Origin of the sequence: [Roseibacterium] beibuensis (assembly GCF_039542305.1) — a bacterium.
Classification (GTDB): domain Bacteria; phylum Pseudomonadota; class Alphaproteobacteria; order Rhodobacterales; family Rhodobacteraceae; genus Roseibacterium; species Roseibacterium beibuensis.
Genome location: NZ_BAABHW010000001.1, coordinates 176,517 through 198,671 on the forward strand (window position 1 = coordinate 176,517; position 22,155 = coordinate 198,671).

22 protein-coding genes are annotated in these 22,155 nt (G+C 65.4%); 13 read left to right on the plus strand and 9 right to left on the minus strand.

Annotated elements, in window-relative coordinates; genetic code table 11:
- Window positions 1-124 precede the first annotated feature (124 nt).
- A complete protein-coding gene (locus tag ABD923_RS00845; RefSeq protein ID WP_259547214.1) occupies window positions 125-1,339 on the plus strand; it encodes an MFS transporter in 1,215 nt (404 codons plus the stop codon).
- Between the two features lie 89 nt (window positions 1,340-1,428).
- Here the strand turns inward: ABD923_RS00845 and ABD923_RS00850 are convergent, their stop codons facing one another.
- On the minus strand, window positions 1,429-1,632 hold the full coding sequence (locus tag ABD923_RS00850; RefSeq protein ID WP_259547212.1) for a SlyX family protein: 204 nt from the start codon (window positions 1,630-1,632) through the stop codon (window positions 1,429-1,431).
- A 187-nt stretch (window positions 1,633-1,819) separates the two neighbouring features.
- Between ABD923_RS00850 and hisS the strand changes: the two genes are divergently transcribed.
- The 4 genes from hisS (at window position 1,820) to ABD923_RS00870 (ending at window position 6,384) form a co-directional block, all read left to right on the plus strand.
- Window positions 1,820-3,448, plus strand: a complete 1,629-nt coding sequence (gene hisS / locus ABD923_RS00855) for a histidine--tRNA ligase (RefSeq protein WP_259547211.1) — start codon at window positions 1,820-1,822, stop codon at window positions 3,446-3,448.
- Window positions 3,445-4,557, plus strand: a complete 1,113-nt coding sequence (locus tag ABD923_RS00860) for an ATP phosphoribosyltransferase regulatory subunit (RefSeq protein WP_259547210.1) — start codon at window positions 3,445-3,447, stop codon at window positions 4,555-4,557. Before hisS ends, ABD923_RS00860 begins: the two co-directional genes overlap by 4 nt.
- Complete coding sequence (gene hisG, locus ABD923_RS00865) at window positions 4,554-5,246, plus strand: ATP phosphoribosyltransferase (protein WP_259547209.1); 693 nt, start codon at window positions 4,554-4,556, stop codon at window positions 5,244-5,246. Before ABD923_RS00860 ends, hisG begins: the two co-directional genes overlap by 4 nt.
- Window positions 5,247-5,415: 169 nt before the next feature.
- Complete coding sequence (locus ABD923_RS00870) at window positions 5,416-6,384, plus strand: porin (protein ID WP_259547208.1); 969 nt, start codon at window positions 5,416-5,418, stop codon at window positions 6,382-6,384.
- A gap of 60 nt (window positions 6,385-6,444) precedes the next feature.
- On the opposite strand, the gene ABD923_RS00875 is transcribed toward ABD923_RS00870, so the two are convergent.
- Window positions 6,445-6,870, minus strand: coding sequence for a DUF1489 family protein (locus ABD923_RS00875; RefSeq protein ID WP_259547207.1), 426 nt, complete (start codon window positions 6,868-6,870; stop codon window positions 6,445-6,447).
- A gap of 160 nt (window positions 6,871-7,030) precedes the next feature.
- On the opposite strand from ABD923_RS00875, the gene ABD923_RS00880 reads away from it, so the two are divergent.
- A complete protein-coding gene (locus ABD923_RS00880) occupies window positions 7,031-8,032 on the plus strand; it encodes an MBL fold metallo-hydrolase (protein ID WP_259547206.1) in 1,002 nt (333 codons plus the stop codon).
- 79 nt (window positions 8,033-8,111) lie between these two features.
- Entirely contained in the window at window positions 8,112-10,385 is a 2,274-nt protein-coding gene (locus tag ABD923_RS00885; protein WP_259547205.1) for an adenosylcobalamin-dependent ribonucleoside-diphosphate reductase, read from the plus strand.
- Between the two features lie 622 nt (window positions 10,386-11,007).
- Here the strand turns inward: ABD923_RS00885 and ABD923_RS00890 are convergent.
- From ABD923_RS00890 to ABD923_RS00920, 7 genes are all read right to left on the minus strand, one after another.
- The gene (locus ABD923_RS00890) at window positions 11,008-11,154 is read right to left on the minus strand and encodes a heavy-metal-associated domain-containing protein (RefSeq protein WP_259547204.1); all 147 of its coding nucleotides are present in this window, start codon (window positions 11,152-11,154) and stop codon (window positions 11,008-11,010) included.
- A 136-nt stretch (window positions 11,155-11,290) separates the two neighbouring features.
- Entirely contained in the window at window positions 11,291-13,624 is a 2,334-nt protein-coding gene (locus ABD923_RS00895; RefSeq protein WP_259547203.1) for a heavy metal translocating P-type ATPase, read from the minus strand.
- 49 nt (window positions 13,625-13,673) lie between these two features.
- Window positions 13,674-15,020: an APC family permease gene (locus ABD923_RS00900; RefSeq protein WP_259547202.1), complete on the minus strand. Its 1,347-nt coding sequence runs from the start codon at window positions 15,018-15,020 to the stop codon at window positions 13,674-13,676.
- Window positions 15,017-15,712 (minus strand): TVP38/TMEM64 family protein, encoded by a 696-nt coding sequence (locus ABD923_RS00905; protein ID WP_425584014.1) that lies wholly within the window; start codon window positions 15,710-15,712, stop codon window positions 15,017-15,019. Before ABD923_RS00905 ends, ABD923_RS00900 begins: the two co-directional genes overlap by 4 nt.
- A gap of 37 nt (window positions 15,713-15,749) precedes the next feature.
- A complete protein-coding gene (locus tag ABD923_RS00910; RefSeq protein WP_259547201.1) occupies window positions 15,750-16,223 on the minus strand; it encodes a rhodanese-like domain-containing protein in 474 nt (157 codons plus the stop codon).
- A gap of 11 nt (window positions 16,224-16,234) precedes the next feature.
- Window positions 16,235-16,621: a DUF302 domain-containing protein gene (locus tag ABD923_RS00915; RefSeq protein ID WP_259547200.1), complete on the minus strand. Its 387-nt coding sequence runs from the start codon at window positions 16,619-16,621 to the stop codon at window positions 16,235-16,237.
- 83 nt (window positions 16,622-16,704) lie between these two features.
- Window positions 16,705-17,280, minus strand: coding sequence for an EF-hand domain-containing protein (locus ABD923_RS00920; RefSeq protein ID WP_259547199.1), 576 nt, complete (start codon window positions 17,278-17,280; stop codon window positions 16,705-16,707).
- Window positions 17,281-17,510: 230 nt separating this feature from the next.
- Here ABD923_RS00920 and ABD923_RS00925 point away from each other — a divergent pair, with 230 nt between their 5' ends.
- From ABD923_RS00925 to ABD923_RS00950, 6 genes are all read left to right on the plus strand, one after another.
- The gene (locus ABD923_RS00925) at window positions 17,511-18,236 is read left to right on the plus strand and encodes a response regulator (protein ID WP_425584015.1); all 726 of its coding nucleotides are present in this window, start codon (window positions 17,511-17,513) and stop codon (window positions 18,234-18,236) included.
- Entirely contained in the window at window positions 18,233-19,744 is a 1,512-nt protein-coding gene (locus tag ABD923_RS00930; protein WP_259547196.1) for an ATP-binding protein, read from the plus strand. Before ABD923_RS00925 ends, ABD923_RS00930 begins: the two co-directional genes overlap by 4 nt.
- Window positions 19,745-19,748: 4 nt before the next feature.
- Complete coding sequence (locus ABD923_RS00935) at window positions 19,749-19,973, plus strand: SHOCT domain-containing protein (RefSeq protein ID WP_259547194.1); 225 nt, start codon at window positions 19,749-19,751, stop codon at window positions 19,971-19,973.
- 756 nt (window positions 19,974-20,729) lie between these two features.
- The gene (locus ABD923_RS00940; protein ID WP_259547193.1) at window positions 20,730-21,185 is read left to right on the plus strand and encodes a c-type cytochrome; all 456 of its coding nucleotides are present in this window, start codon (window positions 20,730-20,732) and stop codon (window positions 21,183-21,185) included.
- 50 nt (window positions 21,186-21,235) lie between these two features.
- Entirely contained in the window at window positions 21,236-21,523 is a 288-nt protein-coding gene (locus tag ABD923_RS00945) for a hypothetical protein (protein WP_259547191.1), read from the plus strand.
- A 54-nt stretch (window positions 21,524-21,577) separates the two neighbouring features.
- Window positions 21,578-22,153 carry a c-type cytochrome gene (locus ABD923_RS00950; protein WP_259547190.1) on the plus strand — a complete coding sequence of 192 codons (576 nt, stop codon included), beginning with the start codon at window positions 21,578-21,580 and terminating at the stop codon, window positions 22,151-22,153.
- Window positions 22,154-22,155: the final 2 nt, after the last annotated feature.

Consider the following 22,155-nt stretch of genomic DNA (forward strand, 5'->3'; position numbering starts at 1 on the left):
GTAAGGCGGTGTCGCAACGCCCTGTCAACCTTGCAGGATGGGCCGTGGCGGGGAAAATCAGGCAGGCAGCGACACCCGCTCACCGCGCTTCCCATTCACGGGGCGACGCCCTACCGTCGCCGCCATGAGCCAGACCCTCGACAGCCGCACCTCCTGGACCCGCCTTGCCCTCAGCCTCGCCCTGTCGCTGATCGGCAATGTGGGGATGTGGGCGATCATCGTGATCCTGCCGGCGGTGCAGGCCGAATTCGGGCTGGACCGCGCGGATGCCTCGATCCCCTACACCCTGACCATGCTGGGCTTTGCGCTGGGCAATTTCCTGATCGGCGGCTGGGTGGACCGCTGGGGCGTCTCGCGTGCGCTCGCCGTCTCGGCGCTGATGATCGCGGGCAGTTTCGGCGCGGCGGCGCTCGCCCCGAACCTGTGGACCCTCAGCGCGGTGCAGGCGGTGATCGGTTTCGCCACGGCGGCCAGCTTTGGCCCGCTGATCGCCGATGTCAGCCAATGGTTCCTGAAACGGCGCGGCATCGCCGTCGCCATCATCGCCAGCGGCAACTACCTGTCCGGCGCGTTCTGGCCGCTGATCCTGGCCGATATCCTGGCCGGACCGGGCTGGCGCGCGGCCTATCTGGTCATCGCGGCCACCGCGCTGGCGGTCATGCTGCCGATGACATGGGCCTTGCGCAAACCGCTCCCCGAGGAGGCCATGCGCGCCTCGGAGACGGCCGCGGCCCTTCGCGCCCGCACCAGCGGCCTCTCGCCGCGCATGCTGACCTGGGCGCTGGCGGCGGCGGGGATCGGCTGCTGCGTGGCCATGTCCATGCCGCAGGTCCATATCGTCGCCTATTGCGTCGATCTCGGCTACGGCCCCGCCGTGGGCGCGGAGATGCTCAGCCTGATGCTTCTGGGCGGGGTCGGCTCGCGGCTGGTGTCGGGCCTTCTCGCGGACAGGCTCGGCGGGGTGCTGACCCTGCTGATCGGATCGACCCTGCAAATGCTGGCGCTCTTCCTCTACCTGCCGACGACCGGCCTGATGCCGCTCTACATCGTCAGCCTCGTCTTCGGCCTGGCGCAGGGCGGCATCGTGCCCTCCTACGCGCTGATCGTGCGCGAATACCTCCCCCCGAAAGAGGCCGGCGCTCGGGTCGGCTTCGTCATCATGGCGACGATCCTGGGCATGGCGCTGGGCGGCTGGATGTCGGGCTGGATCTACGATCTGACCGGCAGCTATCGCTGGGCGTTTCTCAACGGCATCGCTTTCAACGCGCTCAACGTCGCGATCATGCTGGGCATCCTGATCCGCTCCCGCCCGCGCAGACCGGCCATGGCCGCCGCCTGACGCCCGTTAAGGTTAACGCGCGCGGCCCTGCCCATCTTTATCCCCTGAAAATGCCGGGGGCTTGGGGGCAGAGCCCCCAAATCGGCCGCTCACCAATGCGGCGGCTTCTGGTCGGCCAGCGGCACGGTGCCGCCCTGGTCCAACTCCCGCTCGGCCTCACGCTCCATCAGCATGCCGACCCGCCGGGACAGCCGGGTGATCTCGGCATCCTGCCGCGCCACCACCTCGGACAACTCGTCGACCACGCGGGTCAGATGCGCCAGCGCTTCTTCCAGCTTGTCCGTCTCCGCCATCGCCCAACCTCCTGCCGTTGCGCCACCCTTGCGTATGCACGGGGTGTGTACGGGATGTGTACGCCCTGTGCACGGCGATTTTGCATCGTTTCGCGCACTGTCGCGGCCTGGCCGCCGCACTCGCCTTGCCCATCCGCCGCCCCTCGGATAGAGGGGGCGCGACCCTGAAAAACCTCCGCGATCCAGCATGGCCAAGCAAAAGAAACAGCCCCGCCCCAAGGCGGAAACGCCCAAGGGCTTCCGCGACTATTTCGGCGCCGAGGTGACCGAGCGGCAGGAGATGCTGCGCCAGATCGCCGAGGTCTATGACCGCTATGGATTCGACCCGTTGGAGACCAGCGCGGTCGAGACGGTCGAAGCCCTGGGCAAGTTCCTGCCCGACGTGGACCGCCCCAACGCGGGCGTCTTCGCGTTCCAGGAAGACGGGGGCTCGGATGACGGCACCTGGCTGGCCCTGCGCTATGACATGACCGCGCCCTTGGCCCGCGTCGCGGCGCAGTTCCGCAACGACCTGCCGAACCCCTATCGCCGCTACACGATGGGCCCCGTCTGGCGCAATGAAAAGCCAGGGCCGGGCCGGTTTCGGCAGTTTTATCAATGCGATGCGGATACGGTCGGCGCGGCCAGCGTGGCCGCGGATGCCGAGATCTGCGCCATGCTCGCCGACACGCTCGAGGCCGTCGGCATCCCGCGCGGCGACTACATCGTGCGCGTCAATAACCGCAAGGTTCTGAACGGTGTGCTCGAGGTCGCGGGCCTGTCCGGTGATGACAAGGAGCACGAGCGCGGCATCGTCCTGCGCGCCATCGACAAGCTCGACAAGTTCGGCCCAGACGGCGTGCGGTTGTTGCTGGGTGAAGGCCGGATGGACGAGTCGGGCGACTTCACCAAGGGCGCAGGGCTGAGAGCTGAACAAGTCGAAGCGATCTTCCAATTTCTTAATGCTCGCGCCACTGCGAGCGACGATATCGCGGGGCGCTTTAAAGCAATTGCGGAAGACGATGATCGGGTGAACGTGGTTTCTTCTGTCGGCCAAGTATTAGATTTTGAACGCGAAAATGGCGATGACGGTTTCGGCACGTCTTCCTTGGTCAGCGCGGTGACCTTACGCAACTTAGAATTGGCAGTAGCTGGTTCCGTAGAGGGCACTGAAGGCGTCAACGAGCTTCGGCAAATCGCCGATCTTCTCGCCGCCCAAGGCTATGGCCCTGACCGCATCGTCATCGACCCCTCCGTCGTGCGCGGCCTCGGCTACTATACCGGCCCGGTCTACGAGGCCGAGTTGACCTTTGAAATCACCGACGAAAAAGGCCGCCCGCGCCAGTTCGGCAGCGTGGCGGGCGGCGGGCGTTATGACGACCTCGTCAAACGCTTCACGGGGCAGGAGGTGCCGGCAACCGGCGTCTCCATCGGGGTCGACCGTCTGCTGGCCGCGCTGCGCGCCAAGGGCCGCATCCACGGCACCCGGCAGGGGCCGGTCATCGTGACCGTGATGGATCGCGACCGCATGGCCGACTACCAGGCGATGGCCAGCGACTTGCGCGCGGCGGGCATCCGGGCCGAGGTCTATCTGGGCAACCCCAAGAATTTCGGCAACCAGTTGAAATACGCCGACAAACGCGAAAGCCCCGTCGCCGTGATCCAGGGCTCGGACGAGAAGGACCGCGGCGTGGTGCAGCTCAAGGACCTGATCCTCGGCGCGAAGCTGGCGCAGGACGCCACGCTGGAGGAATGGAAAAGCCAGCCCGCCCAGACCGAGGTTTCCCGCGCCGATCTTGTGCAAGAAGTCCGCGCCATGATGGAGCGTCACGGGTGAGGGACAAGGCCGCCATTCGCGCCGAGGCCGAGGCGCTGGCCTCGGTCTTTTCCGAGGCGGGCGCGGTGCCCGTCGAGGCGCCGCTGATGCTGTCGGCGGACACGCTTCTCGACCTCTATGGCGAGGATATCCGCGCGCGCGCCTACACCACCGACGACCCCGACCGGGGCGAGATGATGCTGCGCCCGGATTTCACCGTTCCGGTGGTGCAAAGCCACATGGAAAACGGGGCCGAGCCCGCGCGCTACACCTACCTGGGCGAGGTGTTTCGCAAGCAGCCCGCCGGGTCGGGCCGCCCCACGGAATACCTGCAATTGGGGTACGAGTTGTTCGACCGGACGGACCCGGCACGCGCCGATGCCGAGGTCTTCGCCCTGTTCTCCAAGGCGCTCGACGGCCTTGGCCTGCGCGCCGTGACCGGGGATATCGGCATCCTGCTGGCCGCGATCGAAACGCTTTCCACCACCGAACCGCGCAAGGCCGCGTTGCGCCGTCATGTCTGGCGCCCGCGCCGGTTCCGCGCGCTGCTCGACCGGTACACCGGTCGGGCCGATCCGCCCGCCGGGCGCGCGGCGCTGCTGAAGGCCGTGCGCAAGCACGGTGTCGAGGCGGTAATCGCCGGGGCCGGCCCCGCCGTCGGGCTGCGCGGGACGCCGGAAATCGCCGAACGGGTCGAACGCCTGCTCGCCGATGCTGACACGCCCCCCATCGGCACCGCCGAGGCCGAGGTCCTGTCCGAGATCCTCAGCCTGCGCGCGCCGCTTCCGCAGGCCTGCGACCGTTTGTGGGACATGACCGTGGACCTGCCCGGCCTTACCCAGGCCGTCGAACGCTTCGCCGCGCGGAACGAGGCGCTGGCAGGCGCGGGGCTGGACCCGGCCAGCCTGCCGTTCGAGGCCAGCTACGGGCGCACCACGATGGAATATTACGACGGCTTCGTCTTTGGCTTCCTCGCCGATGGCCGTCCCGATCTGCCCCCCGTCGCCACGGGTGGGCGCTACGATGCGCTGACCGCGATCCTGGGCGATGGCCGCGCGATCCCGGCGGTGGGCGGCGTGATCCGCCCCGAACTGGTGCACCAGTTGAAAACCGGGGAGGGCGCGGCATGAGCATCCGGCTGGGTGTCCCCTCGAAGGGGCGGCTGATGGACAAGACCTTTGCCTGGTTCGCCGAGCGCGGGATCGAGATGCGCCGCACCGGGTCCGAGCGCGAATACGCCGCCGAGGTCGCGGGCGCGGATATCGACCTGCGGCTTCTGTCGGCGGGCGAGATTCCGCGCGAACTGGCCTCGGGGCGCATCCATCTGGGCGTGACCGGCAGCGACCTCGTGCAGGAACGCATCCCGGCCTGGGAGCAGGCGGTCGAAGTCGTTGCGGAAATGGGCTTCGGCCATGCCGACCTGATCGTGGCGGTGCCGACCTGCTGGGTCGATGTCTCGACCCTCGACGATCTGGATGCGGTCGCGGCGCAGTTCCGCCAGCGGCACGGGTATCGTCTGCGCATCGCCACCAAGTATCACCGGCTGGTCCGCGATTTCCTGCGCGAAGCGGGCGTGGCCGATTACCGGCTGGTCGACAGCCAGGGCGCGACCGAGGGCACGGTGGCCCATGGAACGGCCGAGGCGATCGCCGACATCACCTCGACCGGAGAGACCTTGCGCGCCAACAACCTGAAAATTCTCGAAGATGGGCTGATCCACCGCTCCGAAGCGACCCTGTTCCGGGCGCGCGGGGCAGAGTGGAAAGCCCACGAGCGGCAGGCCCTGTCGGAGTTTTTTTCGCGGCTCGGCCTTGACTAAGGATGTAGACGGATCATTTCTTGCCGTTTTTCGTGTATTAAATATGCCACATATTTTGGCAGGTGGATTCCCCTACCTAAACCTCGCACGGTTTGTGCGGTAGATTTTGCGCGCTACCACGAGGTGGCCGCCGTGCAATTCGCCGGCGCAGCCTGAAGGGATTTGTAAAATGAAACGTCTGCTCCTCGCGGGCGCTGCGGTGGTTTTTATGCCCGCAGTCGCGACCGCTCAATCCGCAGTCACTTTTGACGGTACCGTGTCGCTCGGGTTCTCGATGTCGAATGTCGATCTCGACCCTATCGGCGACTTCGACCTCTCCGGCATGACGCTCGAGCTCGACACCGATATCGGCCTGACCGACGCCTTCTCCGTGGGCCTCGACTTCGGCCTTTCGGCGAATACCGTCGACGTGGCCGGCACGGATATCGACATTGACCTGATGAGCCTCGCGATCGAACCGGTGTACCAGTTCGGCAACGGCGCCTATGCCGGTGTCTACTACCGAATGGGCGATCTGGATCTTTCCATCGGTGATATTTTTGGCCCGATCAACATCGGCGTGGATACCGAAAGCTACGGTCTTTTCGGTGGCTACGAAGACGGCCCGATTTGGGTCGAAGCCTTCATCGGCACGTCGGACGGCGAGCCGGAAATCCCTGGCGGGGGCATCGACATCATGGATTACGGCATCGCCGCGTCCTATGACATCAACCCCGACTTCGACGTGTTCGGCTCGATCCTGCGGACCGATATCGACGCGGGCGGTGCCGACCTTGCCCTGACCGCCTATTCGATCGGCGCGGATTACGGGTTCGGCAACGGCCTAGCCGTCTACGGATCGGTTGGCCTGCTGGATATTGATCTGGGTCCTCTGGGTGACTTCGACGCGACCGGCATGACGCTTGGCATGTCTTACGACCTGTCCGGCATGGGTTCGGTTCCCGTGGTGCTGAACGCGGAATACTCGCGCACGACGGTGGATCTGGGCGGCCTCGGCATCGACCCCGAGATCGACCGCTTCGCGCTCGGCGTCACGATCCCGCTGGGTGGTGGCTCCTCGCAGCCGCTCAATACCAACACGGGTACGGCCCGCGGCGACTATCGCTCGGCTATTGCGGCGCTGGTCCAGTCCTTCTGATCTGACCGCGCAAGCGCAACGCAATCACGTGGCCGGCCTCTCGGGGCCGGTCATTCCCGTTCAGAGGACACCGATCTCGGCCAGGGCGTTTTCCAATTCGGGCGGCAGGGCCTCTTCCTGATCGCGGCCCGGGGGCAGGTCGCGCGGCGCATCTTCGGGGCGCAGGTAGCGCCAGCCCTGGAACGGGCGTTTCGGGGTCGAGGCCACGCGAACCGTCGCCGGGTCCAGAACGATGCCGCAGCGCGAGATTCCGTCGCCACGATCCACCGGGTCGAGCCGCAGGATCGGTTGGCGGCACAGGATCAGCCCCTTGAACACCCAATAGAGCGACCCGCCGTCCAGAACCTCCTCGGCGCGCTTGGGCCACATGCGCGTGACATGGCGCGGCAGCCCGTCCGGTCCCTTGGCGCGGGCGGTGGCCTGCCATGCGGTCAAATCCTCGACGCGCTCGGCGCCAACGCAGAGTTTCACAAGATGAACGGTCACGGCAGCCTCCTGACCCAATACCTAGCGCGCCCGCAGCGACGGGAAAAGGGGCGGGGCGGTCCTGGGCGCGACAATCCGGTGTGTTGCCGCCGCGACCCGGCTGGTGTCCGGTAAGCACGGGAAAAGGGGAAGGTGCCGGGCCGGGTGGGGCGGCCAAGACATGTCACTTTGCGTTTCGCGCATCCGGCTGCGATTGGCTTGCCTTCTTTTGCTGGCCGTCGCGGGCTGCGGTCTGGTCACGCCGGGGACCACGCCCGAGGACGCACCGCGCCTCCTGTCGCCGTTCCGCGAAACGGCCCTTGTCGTCAGCGCGGCGCGCAGCAGTCTTGCCCCACCCGGCCCCGCGCAGAGGCCTGCCGCGGTCGAGGTTTCGCCGATGGCATGGCGCGACGGCACGGTCACATGGCTCGGCCATGCGAGCCTTCTGGTGCGGCAAGCCGGGCAGTCCATCCTGATCGACCCGGTTCTGGACACGTCCGACGAGGGCTGGATCGCGCTGCTGCGGCGGGTCGGTGCCCCGGCGGATCTGTCGGGCCTGGATCGGCTGGATGCAGTGCTGATCACCCACGATCACCGCGACCATTTCGACATCTCTAGTTTGGCGATGCTGGCCGCCCGCTTTCCCGAGGCGCGGCTGATCCTGCCGCGCGATGCCGCCCTGCGCGCGGCGCTGCCCTTCGCGTCGGTCGCGCGGGTCGATCCGTGGCAGGACCTGCGCATCGGCGCCCTGCACGTCACCGCCCTGCCTGTCGTTCACCACGGAAGCTCGCCCGTCTTCGCGGGTGTGGGGCCGCGGTCCCTCGCGCTTGGCTACGCCTTGCGCGGGGGTGGGCGCGCGGTGCTTGCGGCGGGGGACACGGGGCTTGGCCCGGTCTTCAACGAGATCGGGGCACGACTGGGCCCCTTCGACCTTGCCATGGTGCCCATCGCCTCGGGGGATCCGGCCTCGGTCTTCGGGCACATGCATGCCAGCCCCGAGGATGCCGTCACCATCGCCACCCGGCTGCGCGCGCGCCGGGCGATGCCGATCCATTGGGGCATGTTCCCGGTGATCCGGGTGTCGCACGGCCCGGTCGTCGACCGTTTCGTCACCGCGGCGCAGGCGGCTGACATGCCGACGATCGTGCTGCCCGTCGGGGGAACTGTTCCGATCCGCCCCTAAGATCCGCGCCGGTCGTTGACCGGTAGGGGCAGTGCATCTATCTTGCGGTGCCCGACCCCCGATGCATCAGGATGTTGTCATGACTCGCTTTGCCGCCCCGATCGCCGAGCAGATCTGGGACATGAAATACCGCATGAAATCCGCCGATGGCGCGCCCGTCGACCAGACGGTCGAGGATACGTGGCGCCGCATCGCGCGGGCGCTGGCCAGCGTCGAGGATCAGCCCGCCGGGTGCGAGGGGGCCTTTTACGACGCGCTGGAGGACTTCAAGTACCTGCCGGCAGGCCGGATCGTGGCGGGCGCGGGCACGGGGCGGTCGGTGACGCTGTTCAACTGCTTCGTCATGGGCACCATCCCCGATTCCATGTCGGGTATCTTCGACGCGCTGAAAGAAGCCGCGCTGACCATGCAGCAGGGCGGGGGGATCGGCTACGATTTCTCGACCATTCGGCCCAAGGGCGCGCCGGTGACGGGCGTGGCCGCCGATGCCTCGGGGCCGCTCTCGTTCATGGATGTCTGGGACGCGATGTGCCGCACCATCATGTCGGCAGGCAGCCGGCGCGGGGCGATGATGGCGACGATGCGCTGCGACCACCCCGATATCGAGGAGTTCATCGCGGCCAAGTCCGACCCCGCCCGCCTGCGCATGTTCAACATGTCCGTGCTGGTCACCGACCCGTTCATGGAGGCGGTGAAGGCCGACGGCTCGTGGGAATTGCAATTCGACGGCAAGGTCTATCACACCGTGCAGGCCCGCGACCTGTGGAACCGGATCATGCGCGCGACCTATGACTACGCCGAACCGGGCGTGATCTTCATCGACCGCATCAATGCCGAGAACAACCTGTCCTATGCCGAGGAGATCGCGGCGACGAACCCGTGCGGCGAGCAACCCTTGCCGCCCTATGGCGCCTGCCTTCTGGGGTCCGTCAACCTCGCGCGGCTGGTGGACCGCCCGTTCGAGGCGGGGGCCGAGATCCCCGATGCCGCGCTGGATGACCTTGTGGCCACCGCCATCCGCATGATGGACAACGTGGTCGATGCCTCGCGCTTCCCGCTGGAGGCTCAGGCGCAGGAGGCGCAGGCGAAACGCCGGATCGGGCTTGGCGTGACCGGCCTTGCCGATGCGCTGGCCATGGTTGGTTTGCGCTACGGATCGGAAGAGGGCGCGGCGCAAACCGGCCGCTGGATGCAGGCCATCGCCAATGCCAGCTACCGCGCCTCGGCCCTGCTGGCGAAGGAAAAGGGCACTTTCCCGCTCTACGAGGCGGAGGCCTATGCCAAGGCCCCGATGGTCACGCGGCTCGACCCGGAGGTGCAGGCGCTGATCGCCGAGCACGGGCTGCGCAACGCGCTTCTGACCTCGATCGCGCCCACGGGCACGATCAGCCTGTTCGCGGGCAATGTCTCCAGCGGGATCGAACCGATCTTCGCCAATTCCTACACGCGAAAGGTGCTGCAACCCGACGGCACCCGCACCGAGGAAGAGGTCGTCGATTACGCCGTCGCTCTGTGGCGCGACCTGAAGGGCGACGCACCCCTGCCGGATCATTTCGTCACCGCGCAGGATCTCGCCCCGCTGGAGCATGTCCGCATGCAGGCCGCGGCCCAGCCCTGGATCGACAGCTCGATTTCCAAGACGATCAACGTCCCCGCCGATATCGATTTCCAGAGCTTCAAGGACGTCTACCTCGAAGCCTACGAGACCGGCTGCAAGGGTTGCACCACCTACCGCCCCAACGACGTGACGGGAAGCGTGCTGAGCGTGTCCGAAACCGACAGCAAGGACGAGGGCGCGCGCGCGGTCGAAGCCGCCTCGGGCGAGATCGTCTACATGTCCGAACCGCTCGACCGGCCGCAAAGCCTTGAGGGGCACACCTACAAGCTGAAATGGCCCGACAGCGAGCACGCGCTTTATATCACGATCAACGATATCGTGCTGAGCGGGCATCGCCGCCCCTTCGAGGTGTTCATCAACTCCAAGAACATGGAGCATTACGCCTGGACCGTTGCGCTGACGCGTATGATCTCGGCGGTGTTCCGGCGCGGCGGCGACGTCAGCTTCGTCGTCGAGGAGTTGAAGGCCGTCTTCGACCCGCGCGGCGGCGCGTGGATGCAGGGCAAATACGTGCCCTCGATCCTTGCGGCCATAGGCGGCGTGATCGAGCGGCACCTGATCTCCATCGGGTTCATCGAGGGGGAGGGGATGGGCCTGAAATCCGACCCGCAGGCCGAGGTGGTCAATCTCGGCCAACGCCCAGGACCGGCCTGCCCGCATTGCGGCCAGTACGACATGCGCATGGTCGAAGGCTGCCTGACCTGCGCCAGTTGCGGCTATTCGAAATGCGGCTAAGCCGCGCGCGACAGGCTCTTGTGTAGAGACACGGAGATAGTGTCCATTCCGGCACGCTGCAAATGACCATTTCTGGTGGCGGCCTTTGGAAAAGAGCGTAAAAACAGATGCTTGCGTGGGATCGTGGTGTTTCGCTGAAAACGGGCGCGTGTGCGCGGCAATACGGCGCCGTTTTCAACAAGAAACGCGAGCCGGACGGCGGGGACGGTGGGTCTGCACCTACTTGATCCCGACCGATCCGCTCGTCATCTAGCGGCTCATGTTCAACACTTCCGCCGGCCCGATAAGCTGCTGACCCGGCCTGTCGCGGCGATAGGTTTTTGCGTGCGTTCGTGACCTCTCTGTACATCGTGGCCGACACCCGTCTCCCTCCCACCGAGTAGGCAGCCCATGTCGATCCAAGGGCTCTTTCGGCTTCGGCTCGTCGAATAGACCGCCAAGGTGGAATGCGATGGCGCTGACGGTGTTCGGCGCATGATGACACTCGCGATCATCTCCAGGTTGCTGACCCGAAGCATGCCGCTCGCGACGATGGTCTGAGTTTCCGTTTGCCCGAGCCTTCACATCAACTGCGTCAGGCCGGTACGGCGGGATAACCGGCCTCTTTCATGGCAGCCTGTATTTAAGCGGGGTCCTTGGCAGAACCGATCGCCACGGTCTTCGATGACCGGTCGGTATCGACCGCGGCATCCCGATCGCTCGCCTTCAGCGCCTTGTCGATCGCGGCTGTGCAATGGCCACAGCTCATGTTCGGGACGTGAAGCTTCATTTCATTTCGAGTCTTTGGGGGCGGCCTGCTGGCGGACAGCCGAAGGCTGTTTTGTCCCCTTGCGCGGACCGGGCGGTGCTCCCGGTTTCCGGTTTCCCGAATTGGCGGCAAGAGCCGGACGGGCAAGTCGCAACTCTCAGAGTTCGAGACGCCGCAGCCGCAGCGCGTTCGAGATGACCGAGACCGACGACAGGCTCATTGCCGCTGCCGCAATCATCGGCGAAAGCAGCAAGCCGACGAACGGATAGAGGATCCCCGCCGCGATGGGCACGCCGGCCGCGTTGTAGGCGAAGGCGAAGAACAGGTTCTGCTTGATGTTACGCAGGGTGCCTGTCGCGAGTTTGCGCGCGCGCACGAGCCCCACGAGATCGCCGCGCATCAGGGTGATCCCGGCGCTTTCAACGGCGACATCGGCGCCCGTGCTCATGGCGATGCCGACATCAGCCGCCGCAAGCGCCGGGGCGTCGTTCACCCCGTCGCCCGCCATGGCGATCCGGGCACCCTTGGCCCTTAGCTCCTCGACAAGCGACTTCTTGTCTTCGGGAAGAACACCGGCGCGCACCTCGTCGATCCCCAGCTTGCGCGCGACGGCTTCGGCAGTGCGCTGGTTGTCCCCGGTGGCCATGATCACGGTCAGCCCCAGGGCGTGAAGGTCGCGGATCGCGCTTTCCGTGGTTTCCTTGATCGGGTCGGCCACGGCGACGATCCCCGCCAGTTCGCCATCGACGGCCACGAACATCGCCGTCTTGCCTTCGGTTCGCAGTCCGTCGGCGGCCTCTTCCGCGCCGTCAGTCGCGATGTCGAGGTCGATCATCATGACACTGTTGCCAAGCGCGACCGGCCGCTCCCCGACCGTGCCACGCACACCCTTGCCGGTCACGGCGTCGAAGTCGCCCGAACGACCGATCTCCGCGCCGCGATCTCGAGCGCCTTCGACGATGGCTTCGGCGAGCGGATGCTCGGACCCACGCTCGAGCGCCGCGGCGAGCGACAGCACCTCGATCTCGTCGTGACCTTCGAGCGCCACGACATCCGTGAGCTTCGGCCTGCCTTCGGTCAGCGTGCCGGTCTTGTCCACGATCACCGTGTCCACACGCGCCATCCGTTCCAGCGCCTCCGCGTCCTTGATCAGCACGCCCGCCTGTGCGCCGCGCCCCGCAGCCGTGGTGATCGAGATCGGTGTTGCGAGCCCGAGGGCGCAGGGACAGGCGATGATCAGGACGGAGACGGCAGAGGCGATGGCGAAGGCCAGCGCCGGTTCGGGACCGAACGCAAGCCAGGCGAAGAATGCCGCGATCGCTATCGCAACGACCGTCGGGGCGAAGATCGACGATACCCGGTCCGCCAGCCCCTGGATCGGAGCGCGGGAGCGCCGCGCGCCGGCGACCATCTCGACGATCTGGGCAAGCACCGTGTCGGCGCCGACCTGTGTCGCCCGGATCGCCAGCGTTCCGTTCTTGTTGATGGTTCCTCCGGTCACCCGGTCGCCTTCGGTCTTCTCGACGGGAACCGGCTCGCCGGTGATCATGCTTTCGTCGATGGAGGATCGGCCCTCCACCACGTCGCCGTCCACCGGGACGCTGTCGCCCGGCCGGACGCGCAGGAGGTCTCCCTCGACAATATTCTCGAGCGGCGCGTCGTACTCCGACCCGTCCTCGAGGATACGCCGCGCGGTCTTTGGTGCGAGGTCGAGAAGCGCACGGATCGCGTCACCGGTGCGTTCCCGGGCTCGAAGCTCCAGAACCTGACCCACGAAGACGAGTGCGACGATGACGACGGCCGCCTCGTAATACGTCCCGACGCCGTGCCCCATCCGGTATTCCTCGGGAAAGAGACCGGGTGTGAAGGTAGCCGCGAGCGAATAGACATATGCCGCGCCGACGCCGAGAGAGATCAGCGTCCACATGTTGGGAGAGAGGTTTCGGAAGGAGTCGAGGCCCCGCCGAAAGAAAGGTAGGGCTGCCCACAGTATGACCGGGGTCGCAAGCACGAACTCGGCGTAGATGGACGGCTGGTGGCCCATCCAGCCCCGCACGTCGAGGCCTGCAAGCTCGCCCATGGTGATCACGACCAGCGGCACCGCTGCCGCAGCACTGATCCACATACGTCGGGTGAAGTCCGCGAGTTCTTCGCTGGGTTCGTCCGAGGGCAGCATCGGTTCGAGCGCCATGCCGCAGATTGGGCAACTCCCCGGTTCGTCGCGGACGATCTCGGGATGCATGGGGCAAGTCCACTGTGTGCCGGGTTGGGTTTTCCGATCGGTCGTCTCCGCGTTCCCCGACGCGTAGAAATAGGGATCGGCATCGAATTTCGTCTGGCAGCCTTCGGAACAGAACCAGAAGGTTTCGCCGCCATACTCGCGCGATCGGGCGTCCTGGCGCATTTCGACTTGCATGCCGCAGACGGGATCCGTCGCGGTCTTCGCGCCAGACGGCGGAGCGTCGTAATGATGATGGGCGTGTTCGGACATCGGGATTTCCCTTTCGCACCTCAATGTGGGGCTTCCAACGGCTGGAAGGTCAAGGGGATGATTTCTCTGTTTCAATGGTGCCTGCTGGCCCGTGGTCATGCGCGCCGTCCATGGGCGGGTTGAGTTTCAGGAAGACATGCTCGAACGCAAAGACGACGGCCATGGCGGCCAGCGCGATCAGAACGATCTTTGGGTCGCTTTGCCATTTGCTCACGGTGAAGGCTCCGAGCACGACGGCGTCAAGACCGACGGCGGTGAGGAGGATCCACCCTTGCGCGCCGATCTCTTCCCTCAGGTGACGCCAGACGCCCCAATGGATCAGCATGTCCATCACGAGGTAGAAGAAAGCTCCGAGGGACGCGATGCGACTGAGATCGAAAAAGACCGTGAGAACGCCGGCGATCACGACCGTGTAGACAAGAGTATGATCCCGGATCGTGCCCGGCATCCCGAAATGACTATGCGGGATCATCCTCATGTCGGTCAGCATGGCGAGCATGCGGGACACCGCGAAAATGCTTGCGATCACGCCCGAGGCCGTCGCGACGAGCGCCAGCGCCACCGTCAGGTAGAATCCGATCCGGCCGAGCGCCGGCTCCGCCGCTTCGGCGAGCGCGTAGTCTTTCGCGGCGATGATCCGGTCGAGCGGCAGGCTCGAACCCACGGCGAAGGCCACGAGCAGATAGACCACCACGCAGATCGCGATGGAGATGACGATGGCGCGGCCGACGTTGCGGTGCGGGTCCGTGATCTCGGCGCCGGAATTCGTGATCGTCGTGAAGCCCTTGAAGGCGAGGATCGTGAGGGCGAGCGATGCGACGAAACCGGCGGCGCCCGTTTCCCCGCCGCCTGTCGCCTCGAACGAGATGCCACCCGCCCAAAGCGCCGCGATGCCAAAGAGCGCGATCCCTCCGACCTTGAGGATCGCCATGACCTGCGACAGGAAGCCGACCGATCTGTTGCCGGAGGCATTCACAAGGTAGGCGCAGACGATGAGGCCGACGCCAATCGTCGGAACAAGCCAGCCGCCCGGCTCCATTCCCAGCCCGCGCATCAGGTAGGTGGCGAAAGTCCGTGCGACGAGGCTTTCGTTGATGACCATCGAAAGGGCCATCAGGAGTGCCGCGCCAGCGGCAACCGTTGTCGGCCCATAGGCCTTCCTGAGGATCATCCCGATGCCGCCCGCGGACGGCCAGGCATTCGACATCTTGATGTAGGTGTAGGCGCTGAATGCGGTCACGACGGCGCCCGCGACGAACGCCAATGGGAACATCGGGCCCGCTAGTTCGGCAATCTGCCCGGTCAGGGCAAGGATGCCGGCGCCGATCATCACGCCCGTTCCCATCGCCACGGCGTCGGGCAGGTTGAGGCTGTTCTGCCGGTAATCGGAACTCATGATCGACCGGCCTCCGCAATGGCCTTCCTGGGTCTGTCCTTCGTCGAAGCGGCACCACGCCGAAGCGCAACCAGCAGGAGGGGAAGGCCCGTCATGAGGCCCAGTCCAAGGGCGATCCATTCCGCGCTGCCGAAGGTGCCCTCCATCGCTGCGCTGCCGAAATGCGCGAGCAGGAAACTCGCGGGCAGGATGCCAGCCATCGTGGCGAGGGCGAAGCGCCAGAAGTGGAGCCGACTGAGACCAGCGGCATAGCTCATCGCGTCGAACGAGACGAAGGGCAGCAGACGGCTCAAGAAAACGGTAAGCGTCAGCGCGTTCTGCGAGCCCAGCAGACCGTAGTCGGCCTTTTCGCCGAGAAGGCGCTCGACCGGTCTGCGTCCGAGCCCGCGAGCGATGAGGAAGGCCGCAACCGCACCGATCTCGGATCCGAGGGCGACATATAGGGTGCCGGCGTAATGGCCATAAGCGGCCCCCGAGGCCAGCGCGACAGGCGCGCTTGGAATGGGGCTGGCAACGACCGCGACAGTCATGAGAAAGACTACCGCGAGCGGCCCCAAAGGTCCGGCGCGTGCGACCCACGTCTCGACCGTCGCCCGGCCCAGGTCGAACGACCACCATCCGGCGGCCCAGCCGACGAGGCCCAGCCCAAGGACGGCGCCGACGACAAGGGCGGCAGTTTTCCCGAGAGACAAGGAGTCATTCCTCTTTGAGGCGCTCTCGTCGGACACGTCAGGCAAGCTCCTCCGGCATCGAGGCAAGCGCTGCGTCCAGCGCAACCAAGGGCAGACCGGCAGCAAGCCAGCCGGGGCCCCGGCGAGATCCCAGCATTCCCTCGGAGATGTCCACGTAGCCTTCGTAGCGAGCCTGCCGGAGCGCACGGAGCAGGGACGCCGAACGCCCCCCGGTCGCGCAGATCAGGCCGACGTTTCGGGGTCCGGCCAGCGCCTTCGCCGCAAACAGACGATCCGGAAAACGGTCCTCGTGCATGCTGATCGGCCAGACCCCGGCCCCGACGCCGGTTTCCAGCCATTCCTCGCGCGACCTCACATCGATCACACGCGCATTGTCTGCGAGAAGGGCGTCGTAGGCCTCGTCCACCGACCAGATTGTCCGGGCCTGTGCGGTCAGGGGAGACGTGATGAGGGTGGCGGGCGCTGCCGCCAACCCAAGAACGAAGACGCGCCGATGGTGTGCCATTGTCATCGTTGTCTCCCTCAGGCCGCATCCATCGCGCGCACGAGCATGTTGCGGACCTGACCGGCGACCGCGTGCAGGTTTGGGTTTTCCACAGCCGCCATCGAGGCGACGGGGTCGATGGCGCTCACCTCGGTGCCGCCATCGACGCTGCGAAGGATGACGTTGCACGGCAGCATCGCGCCGATCCGCGGTTCGAGGCCGATGGCCTCCCAGGCCATTCGCGGGTTGCAGGCGCCGAGGATCAGATACCCATCCATATCGGCGTCGATCTTCTTCTTCATCGTGGCCTTCACGTCGATCTCGGTCAGGACGCCGAAGCCTTCGGTCGTCAGCGCCTCGCGCACGCGCCGCTCCGCTTCCTCGAGGCTGGTGTCGGCGAGCAGGCGATCATGAGTGTAGGGCATCTCGGGGTGCCTCCTTCTTCTTCAATGGGTATGGGCCGGAGGTTCGCTCCGGCCCTCATTCTCGACAACGCGTGACGAGACTGTCAGTTGCCCTGCATGCGCGGGCCTCCTTCCTCCATCATGCGTCCCTGGCCGGGCATCATCTGGCCCGGAGCATATCCACCGGCGTTCATCATCCGCTCTCGCAGGGCTTGCATGCGTTGCATCTGCGCGGCAGGTGCCTGCATCTCTTCTGCGGTGATCCGGCCGTCGCCGTCCGCGTCGAGATGCTGGAACCGGTCGACCATCGTCGCGCGGATAAGGGCGCTGTGCAGCGTCTCGAACTCGGCGATGGAGAGTGTGCCATCGCCGTCCGCATCGTAGTCCGACAGGAGGCTTCCGAGCCCGGACTGCGCCTCTTCGGGCGTCACCACACCGTCGCCATCCGCATCGAGATCCGCCATCATGCCCATGCCGGGAAACGCTGTCATGCCGCCCACCATGGGGCCGCCGGGACCCATCATGCCCATGCCGCCAGGCATGCCCGTCATCCTCATGCCCGGCATTGCGCCATCGGCGCCCATCATGCCGTGCATGCGCATCATCATCGCCATCATGTCGTGTTCGCCGCCGATGCCGGCTCCGCGCGCATCCCTATGATGCGGCCCGCTGTCCGCCATTGCCGCTCCTGCCGCCAACAGGACTGCCACCGCGGAAGCTGCTATCGTTCCACGCAACATCATTCGATTATCCTCCGTTTTGGGTTGCAGGCCTCATGTCGGTAGTCACAACGCAAACCGGAACGGGCGTCATTCAGGGATTTGTATCCGCGTGTCGCAGCCAGCCGATCTGATACAAATGGAGACAAAACAGCCTCTGACCGTGGAAAGCCGGTTCGGTAAAAAAGAAAATGATGCCCACCAGCCCTCATATCCTGGTCGTGGATGACCACAGGCAGATCCGGGAGTCGGTCACGCGGTTCCTGGAAAAGAACGGCATGCGCGCAACCGCGGCCAGGGACGCGGTCGAAATGGATGCCCAACTGGCCTCGGGCCATTACGATCTGCTGGTGCTGGACGTGATGATGCCGGGTGAGGACGGTCTTTCCGTCTGCCGCAGGCTTGCGGGGCAATCGAGCCTCCCGATCATCATGTTGACGGCCCTTGGCAAGGAGACGGACCGGATCGTCGGCCTGGAACTCGGCGCGGACGACTACCTGCCGAAGCCCTTCAACCCCCGCGAGCTGCTGGCGCGTATCAAGGCGGTGCTGCGCAGGAGTTCATCCGCCGAGAACCACGCCGGGGGACTCGCAGGAAAACGCGTGCGCTTCGCCGGCATGACGCTGGACACGGATGGACAGGCGATCGAGACGACCGGCGGGGAACGTCTGCCGCTGACGACCGCCGATTTTCGCCTGCTGACGGTCCTTCTTGAGCGCCCCAGGAAGGTTCTGAGCCGGGATCAGCTGCTCGACCTGACCTCGGGCCGGGCCGCGGGCCCCATGGACCGGACCATCGACAACCAGATCAGCAGGCTCAGGCGCAAGATCGAGCCCGATCCCCTGCGGCCGAAGATCATCACGACGGTCCGAAACGGGGGCTACTGCCTCGCAACGGATGTCGAGGTCATCGAATGAGACAGCCGTTTCGCAGCCTGCGCGCTCAACTCGTGATACTGATCGTCGCCGCGCTCGTCGTCGCGCAGGCCATCAGCCTGTGGCTCTTCGTGGACGAGCGCAGCCTGGCCATCCGCGCGGCGCTTGGCTTCGAGGCCGCCGGCCGGGCCGCTAACGTCGCCCGGCTCCTGGAAGAAGCGCCGCCCGACCTTCAGGCCTCGATCCTCCGTGCCGCAAACTCGCCGCTCGTCCGTTTCGAACTGTCCGACGCACCGAGCGTGACCGAGCCTGACCACCACCATGCGGCGCCCGTGGAAGCCCGCGTGCGAGCCCTTCTTGGCGACAGCTACAGCCGCGATATTCGCGTCCGACTCGATGATATCGAGACGCCGGTCCTGCCGCTGCCGAACCTCTCGCCCGAGATGGCGGAGATGCACCGTTCCATGATGCGGGGCGAGTTGGCGGCGCTGGAGATGACGCTGTCCATTGCGCTCGCCGGTGGGCAGTGGCTGAACGTCGGGACCCGGTTCGAGCGGCCGCCGCTGCAATGGCCCCTGTTCTCTACCTTGACCTTCGCGACGACGGCGGCACTCATCCTCGTTACGGTGTGCTGGTTTCTGGTGACGCGCCTGACCGGACCATTGCGCAAACTGGCAGGCGCGGCCGAACGGTTTGGTCGTGGCGAGGACGCGGTCCCGCTACCGCTGGTCGGCCCCGCGGAGGTCGGGGACCTGACGCTGGCGTTCAATCTGATGCAGGAACGCCTGACCAGATACGTCGCCGACAGGACGCGTGTTCTTGCCGCCGTGGGCCATGATCTGCGCTCGCCGCTCACAGCGCTCAGGGTGCGCGCCGAGATGGTGGACGACAAAGAGACCCGAGAAAGCCTGATCGAGTCGATCGAGGAAATGCAATCCATGGCGGAGGCGACGTTGAGCTTCGCCGAGAACCTGACCGGCACCGAAGAGCCGCGAGAGGTCGATATCGGTACGTTTCTTCACGACCTGGCATCCGACATGCCGGACCCGCCGAAGATCCTCTGTGGCCCCGACGTCCATGCGCGCCTGCGCCCGGTCTCGTTTCGCCGTGCGGTGCGAAACGTCGCGGAGAATGCCCTCCGCTACGGAGGAAACGCCGAGATCGCCTGGCGCGCCGAAGGCGATACTTTCGTCATCGAGATACGCGACGAGGGTCCTGGCATCCCGCCTGACAAGCTCGAGCAGGTCTTCGACCCGTTTTACCGGCTCGAAGGCTCGCGCTCCCTCGAGACCGGCGGGCATGGTCTGGGGCTTTCCATTGCCCGATCCATCGTCCGCGCGCATGGCGGCGAGATCCATCTCGCGAACCGGAGGGACGGCGGACTCGTGGCGCGTATGGTCGTCCCGCTCGCGGGCAGGCTGTCTCACAAGACGTCAACGATGAGAGAGGAGTGGGAGAATGCTGAGATCGATAGCGACAGTGGCGACGTTCGCCATGCTTCCGACGGCGGTGACCGCCGATCCTCCGGCGGATTGGCAGGGGAGGTATGATCACATGATGTGGGGCAGCGGCTACGGAATGGTGGGTGGCCTGATGATGCTTCTTTTCTGGGGCGTCGTCATCTTACTGGTCGTCCTGGCTGTGAAATGGTTCACTGGCAACCAGGCCGGCGGCAACCGTGAAGGGCGCGACGCGATCGACATCCTGCGCGAACGATTTGCCACCGGTGAAATCGACGAAGAGGAATTCGAAAGCCGGAAGAAAGCGCTGGAGCGCTGAATCATCACTCCCTCGGGCCCGTCACCCGGTCCGGCTGACCTCGCGGGGTCCGGCCCCATCGAGCGCGTCCATGACTGCATCGGCTGTCAACAGGTCCGGCAGAACGATACCCTCCGATGCCCTCGACCGATAGACGGCGCCTTTACGGGCGCGCCCGCAAGGGCGCCTGTTGGGACTCTGGGGACGAGGGCCGTCATTGAAAGGAAGGCCGGAACTCGAATTTCGGGCCCTGAGGCACCATGACGCCGACTTCGTGTAACATTATATTAATGGCTCCCAATCCGCACACGAATGCCACCAGGCCCACGGCGAGGTAATTGCCCTTTTAACAAGAGCCAGTCCTTGCCACGCAGCCGCAAATCCGCACTCGGCTTGGGTCGCTTTACTGCAACACAAAGGGCACCAGGTTGAGAGTGGGCCTTTCTGGAACTGCGGTAGCGCCAACCTGATCAGCGCTGGCAGATCCACGGCCGAGGTCGCGGCAGCAAAGGGCGGCTCAGGTGAATCCGAAAAGAGGGAGGCAGCGCTTACAGCGACCTCATTGGAACCGGTCACCGCTCCCGAGAGATCCTGCAAAGGTCTTTCGGAACGGAAAGGACCAAACCGCAGGTCCAATGCAGATACCCATTACGTCGTTCGTGCGGTCGCGGATACATTCCGATACAAAAATCTCCGCCTTGTCAGATTGATGGCGCGCAAGAAGCAGATAGAAACTTCAGGCAGCAAACTGAGCACGTGACGAGATGTGAGTGCAAAATGAATACCAGATCTGTCGCGATCGCGATCGCAATCGTTGTTGGTGCAATCGGAACTGGCTGGTGGTTGTTTTCTTCAAAGGAGATTCAGCAGAGTTCGGTCGTTGGGTCCGGCGCTGTGGCGATTGCAGAAGGTTCGCCGATGACCGAGGTGCGGTTACCGGACTCATTCTCGGCGCAAGCACAGATCGGGCAGGTCGGTTTCGAAGCCCTATGCGCAGAGTGTCATGGTGGGAACGCCGCCGGCCGCAACGGCGTGGCGCCGCCGCTGGTCCACCGCATCTATGAACCCAGCCACCATGCAGATGCCGCGTTCCTACTGGCCGCCCAGAACGGCGTGAGGGCGCATCACTGGAATTTCGGGAACATGCCGCCGGTCGAAGGCGTTACGCGCGCCGATGTCATGGCAATCACAGCGTATGTCCGTGAACTGCAACGTGCGAACGGGATCAATTGATGCGAACCGGGCATCGCACCTTGGCCCAAGCTATTCCTGTCGTCTGCGTCATGCTGTCGATGGCCCTTTCCTCTTTGCCCGATTCCGCTGAGGCAATGGGCGGAGTGTCCGAACGAGTAGACGTGCACGACCATGCGGACGCTCATCGGGGTCATGCCGAGGATGAATATGCAGCGCTGGACCGGCATTGTCATCCGGGGCTCGATTGCCAGACCGTAACCGTGTTTCTGAATAATCCCCGGCTCGAAATCCGAATTGCGGAATTCGGCCATCGCTTTGCTTTGACCAGAAGCGATGGCCAAAGCGTGACGATACCTTTCGATCTACCGCCTCCCTGAAATGGGTCGTGAACCTTTCAAGAATTTCGCCCCCCGGAGACGAGGAGAAACCCCATGAACATCAGACTGACGAGCATTGCTCTTGCGAGTGTTGTCGCCGGTGCGGCGGCGCTGGCGCATACGGGCGCCACCGGCGTCGTCCTGGAGCGCATGGACGGCATGCAGGCTATGGGCGATGCGGTGCAAGCCGTCGCCCCCATGATGCGCGGCGAACGCGAATACGATGCAGATGCCTTGAGGAGCGCGGCGGAAACCATCGAGGCGCATTCCGGCAGCGCCATGACGGACCTGTTCCCCGAAGGCAGCTATGGCGCCCCCTCCGAGGCCCGCGATCTGATCTGGGAGGAGTGGGACAGGTTCGCCGCTCTCGCTGAGCAGATGCAGGTGGCCGCACGCGGTCTCGCCATGGCCGCAGATAACGGCCTCGCTCATGAGCAAGGTGGGATGTCTGCGGGCGCCATGATGGGCGGCGGCATGACGGGTGGAAACGGTAGCACCATGATGGGCGGCGGCATGGCGGGTGGCATGACGGCCACAGATATCGGCGCCATGCCTGCGGATGCGGCCTTCGCGATGACGAGCCAGGTCTGTTTGGCCTGTCACACCCGGTTTCGCGCCGAGGACGAGTGACG

Bases quoted from the DNA above. Each gene is read 5' to 3' on its own strand.
- ABD923_RS00895 (WP_259547203.1), bottom strand. From the start codon at position 13,624: ATGTCCGAACACGCCCATCATCATTACGACGCTCCGCCGTCTGGCGCG.
- ABD923_RS00945 (WP_259547191.1), top strand. From the start codon at position 21,236: ATGCTGTCGATGGCCCTTTCCTCTTTGCCCGATTCCGCTGAGGCAATG.
- ABD923_RS00940 (WP_259547193.1), top strand. From the start codon at position 20,730: ATGAATACCAGATCTGTCGCGATCGCGATCGCAATCGTTGTTGGTGCA.
- ABD923_RS00925 (WP_425584015.1), top strand. From the start codon at position 17,511: ATGATGCCCACCAGCCCTCATATCCTGGTCGTGGATGACCACAGGCAG.
- hisS (WP_259547211.1), top strand. From the start codon at position 1,820: ATGGCCAAGCAAAAGAAACAGCCCCGCCCCAAGGCGGAAACGCCCAAG.
- ABD923_RS00845 (WP_259547214.1), top strand. From the start codon at position 125: ATGAGCCAGACCCTCGACAGCCGCACCTCCTGGACCCGCCTTGCCCTC.
- ABD923_RS00885 (WP_259547205.1), top strand. From the start codon at position 8,112: ATGACTCGCTTTGCCGCCCCGATCGCCGAGCAGATCTGGGACATGAAA.
- ABD923_RS00890 (WP_259547204.1), bottom strand. From the start codon at position 11,154: ATGAAGCTTCACGTCCCGAACATGAGCTGTGGCCATTGCACAGCCGCG.
- ABD923_RS00910 (WP_259547201.1), bottom strand. From the start codon at position 16,223: ATGACAATGGCACACCATCGGCGCGTCTTCGTTCTTGGGTTGGCGGCA.
- ABD923_RS00850 (WP_259547212.1), bottom strand. From the start codon at position 1,632: ATGGCGGAGACGGACAAGCTGGAAGAAGCGCTGGCGCATCTGACCCGC.
- ABD923_RS00920 (WP_259547199.1), bottom strand. From the start codon at position 17,280: ATGGCGGACAGCGGGCCGCATCATAGGGATGCGCGCGGAGCCGGCATC.
- ABD923_RS00880 (WP_259547206.1), top strand. From the start codon at position 7,031: ATGTCACTTTGCGTTTCGCGCATCCGGCTGCGATTGGCTTGCCTTCTT.
- ABD923_RS00915 (WP_259547200.1), bottom strand. From the start codon at position 16,621: ATGCCCTACACTCATGATCGCCTGCTCGCCGACACCAGCCTCGAGGAA.
- ABD923_RS00870 (WP_259547208.1), top strand. From the start codon at position 5,416: ATGAAACGTCTGCTCCTCGCGGGCGCTGCGGTGGTTTTTATGCCCGCA.
- ABD923_RS00930 (WP_259547196.1), top strand. From the start codon at position 18,233: ATGAGACAGCCGTTTCGCAGCCTGCGCGCTCAACTCGTGATACTGATC.
- ABD923_RS00950 (WP_259547190.1), top strand. From the start codon at position 21,578: ATGAACATCAGACTGACGAGCATTGCTCTTGCGAGTGTTGTCGCCGGT.
- ABD923_RS00935 (WP_259547194.1), top strand. From the start codon at position 19,749: ATGATGTGGGGCAGCGGCTACGGAATGGTGGGTGGCCTGATGATGCTT.
- ABD923_RS00900 (WP_259547202.1), bottom strand. From the start codon at position 15,020: ATGAGTTCCGATTACCGGCAGAACAGCCTCAACCTGCCCGACGCCGTG.
- hisG (WP_259547209.1), top strand. From the start codon at position 4,554: ATGAGCATCCGGCTGGGTGTCCCCTCGAAGGGGCGGCTGATGGACAAG.